At 65.0% G+C, this 2,560-nt stretch carries 2 protein-coding genes and 1 pseudogene; 1 reads left to right on the top strand and 2 read right to left on the bottom strand.

From position 1 onward, the window contains the following. Both RMO40_RS04350 and RMO40_RS04345 read right to left on the bottom strand, forming a co-directional pair. The coding region (locus tag RMO40_RS04350; protein ID WP_309716813.1) for an AMP-binding protein at nucleotides 1–1,311 on the bottom strand (1,311 nt) is incomplete at its 3' end. A 47-nt stretch (nucleotides 1,312–1,358) separates the two neighbouring features. Continuing rightward, on the bottom strand, nucleotides 1,359–2,168 hold the full coding sequence (locus RMO40_RS04345; protein ID WP_309716810.1) for a crotonase/enoyl-CoA hydratase family protein: 810 nt from the start codon (nucleotides 2,166–2,168) through the stop codon (nucleotides 1,359–1,361). 178 nt (nucleotides 2,169–2,346) lie between these two features. On the opposite strand from RMO40_RS04345, the pseudogene RMO40_RS04340 reads away from it, so the two are divergent. Then, a pseudogene (locus RMO40_RS04340) lies at nucleotides 2,347–2,560 on the top strand (acyl CoA:acetate/3-ketoacid CoA transferase); the annotation flags it as partial.

Raw genomic sequence — 2,560 nt, 5'->3', positions numbered from 1 at the left:
GTCGACGAAGGTCACGGCATCACCGGTGCGGTAGTAGCCCTCTTCGTCAAACGCGAGTGCGGTGTTCTCGGGGTCACGCCAGTAGCCGGGCATCACGTTGGGGCCGCGAAAACGCACCTCGGTCTTGTCACCTGGCTTGTCACCTTGAGGCACCAGTTTCACGTCGACCCCCGGGCAGGGCAGGCCGATGTAGCCGGCGCGCGCATCGGTCCCCAGCACAAAGGTGCACGAAGGCGCGGTCTCGGTCATGCCCAGCCCGCCGATGATGCGGATGCGCTCGCCGACCGTCGCCTCGGCATGCTGGTCCATCAGGTTCCACGAGGCCTGGGAGATGCCGGCACCACCGCACATGAAGGCCTGCACACGCTGGAAGAGCGATTTGCGCAGCGCCGCGTCGCTGTTCATCGCGGTGGCGATCTCGTCGAAGCCCTTGGGCACGTTGAAGTAGACAGTGGGTTGGATCTCGCGCAGGTTGCGCAATGTTTCGGCAATGCCCTTGGGCGTGGGCTTGCCGTCGTCGATGTAGAGCGTGCCGCCGTTGTAGAGCGCGATGCCGACGTTGTGGTTGCCACCGAAGGTGTGGTTCCAGGGCAGCCAGTCGACCAGCACCGGTGGCTCCTCGGCGAGGAAGGCCATGCACTGGCGGATCATTTGCAGGTTGCTGCACCACATGCGCTGCGTGACGACCACACCCTTCGGGTTCTTGGTCGAGCCCGAGGTGAACATGAACTTGGCGATGGTGTCGGCGTTCACTCCCGCGTGGGCGGCCACGGCGCTGGCGGAGAGCGGCGTGTCGAGCAGCGAATCGAAGCGTGTGGTCTGGCGGCCTTCGAGCTCGCCTTCGGTCAACACAACTTCGACATCGCTGTCCACACAGGCCTGGATGGCGCGTGCATAAGGCGCGCCATGGCTCGCGAACACGAGGCCCGGCTTCAAGGTGTCGATGATGTGCCTGAGCTTGCCGTAGTCCTGCGCGATCACCGAGTAAGCCGAGGAAATGGTGGCGTGCGGCACACCCACCCACAGCGCGCCCATCGCGAGCGTGAGGTGCTCCAGGTCGTTGTCGGAGAGGATGACCACCGGCCGCTCGGCCGAGAGGCCACGGTTCACCAGCGCCTGGCCCACGGCCTGCGCGCGCTGCAGCATGTCGGCGTAGCTGATGCGACGCCAATCTGCACCGTTCGGCCGCTTGGCAACGAAGGTGCGCTCGGGCACCTCGCGCGCCCATTGTTCGAGGCGATCGGTGATGCGCTCGGGGTAAGCGCCGAGTGGCTCGGTGGAACGCAGCACCTGGATGCCATCGGCGCGCACTTAAAGTGCCGCGCTGATCGCGCCACCGACAGCAGCGCTCCGGTACTTCACGACTTCACCACCTTCCCCGCGCGCCCTTCCAGAAAGGCGCGCAAGCGGTCTTTGGCGTCGGGCGTGCTCTCCGCCACCGCCGCCATCAGCGACTCGGTGAACAAACCTTCGGCCTGCGACTGGTCGGCAATGCGCGGCAGCGCATGGGTCACGGCGTAGTTGGAGAGCGGCGCGTTTTGCGCAATGCGCTGCGCCAGCTCCAGCGCCTTGGCAAAACCAGCGCCTTCGGGCACCACGTACTGCACCAGGCCGGCGGCGCAGCCTTCTTCGGCGTCGTACACACGGCCGGTCAACATCATGTCGCTCATGCGGGCCACGCCCATCAGGCGCGGGATGCGCGCCGAGCCGCCACCTCCGACGAAGAGCCCACGCTGGCCTTCGGGCAGGCCGAAGTAGGCCGAGGCTTCGGCGACGCGGATGTGGGTGGCCGAGGCCAGCTCCAAACCCCCACCGACCACCGCACCCTGCAACACCGCCACCACCGGCACCGAGCCGAACTGCACTGCATCAAACGCCGCATGCCACATGCGCGAGTGCAGCACGCCCTCGCCCACGTCGCGCTCCACCAGTTCAGACAGATCGAGCCCGGCGCAAAAGTGCGGGCCCTCGCCGCTCACGATGGCCGCACGCGTGCCTTGGGGCAAGTTGACAAAGGCGGTGTGCAGCTGCTGGATCAGCGTGTCGGAGATCGCATTGCGCTTGGCCGGCCGGTTGAGGCGAATGTGCACCACGGCACCCAACTGGCTGACCTGCAAAAGATCGAGCGACGCCAGCAGGCCAGACGCGGGTTGGAATTCGGTGCTCATGGGTGCGGCTTGCTATTTAGTTAAGAAGTACAACTACTTTTGCGTCTGGCCATCATAGGAGCCTGCCCTAGGCCGAGCAAGGTTCTCACTGCTACAAACTCTAAGTACTTACCCTGACTTTGCTGAGCCTAGTTAGTTCAATACCATAACTACTTGACCCCTCTCCTGCGAGACCTCCATGAGCAAGCTGATAGATGCCGAGGCCGTGGCCGGCCTGATCCCCGATGGTTCGACGGTGTGGCTGGGTGGTCTCGCAATGATGGGTTTTGCCGAAGAGATCGCGAAGGCTGTCGAGGCCTCGTTCCTGGCCACCGGCAAGCCACGCAACTTGACCACCTGGGCCTCGGGCGCCATCGGCAACGGCAAAGACGGCGGCATGGTGCACTTCGCCC

The organism is Rhizobacter sp., from assembly GCF_031412075.1.
Classification (GTDB): Bacteria; Pseudomonadota; Gammaproteobacteria; order Burkholderiales; family Burkholderiaceae_C; genus Rhizobacter.
Note: the sequence above shows the minus strand (reverse complement) of the source record. Positions and strands in the feature narration are given on the sequence as shown.

What these genes read in the sequence shown, in the direction of transcription:
- RMO40_RS04345 (WP_309716810.1), bottom strand. Translation starts at nt 2,168, where the DNA reads ATGAGCACCGAATTCCAACCCGCGTCTGGCCTGCTGGCGTCGCTCGAT.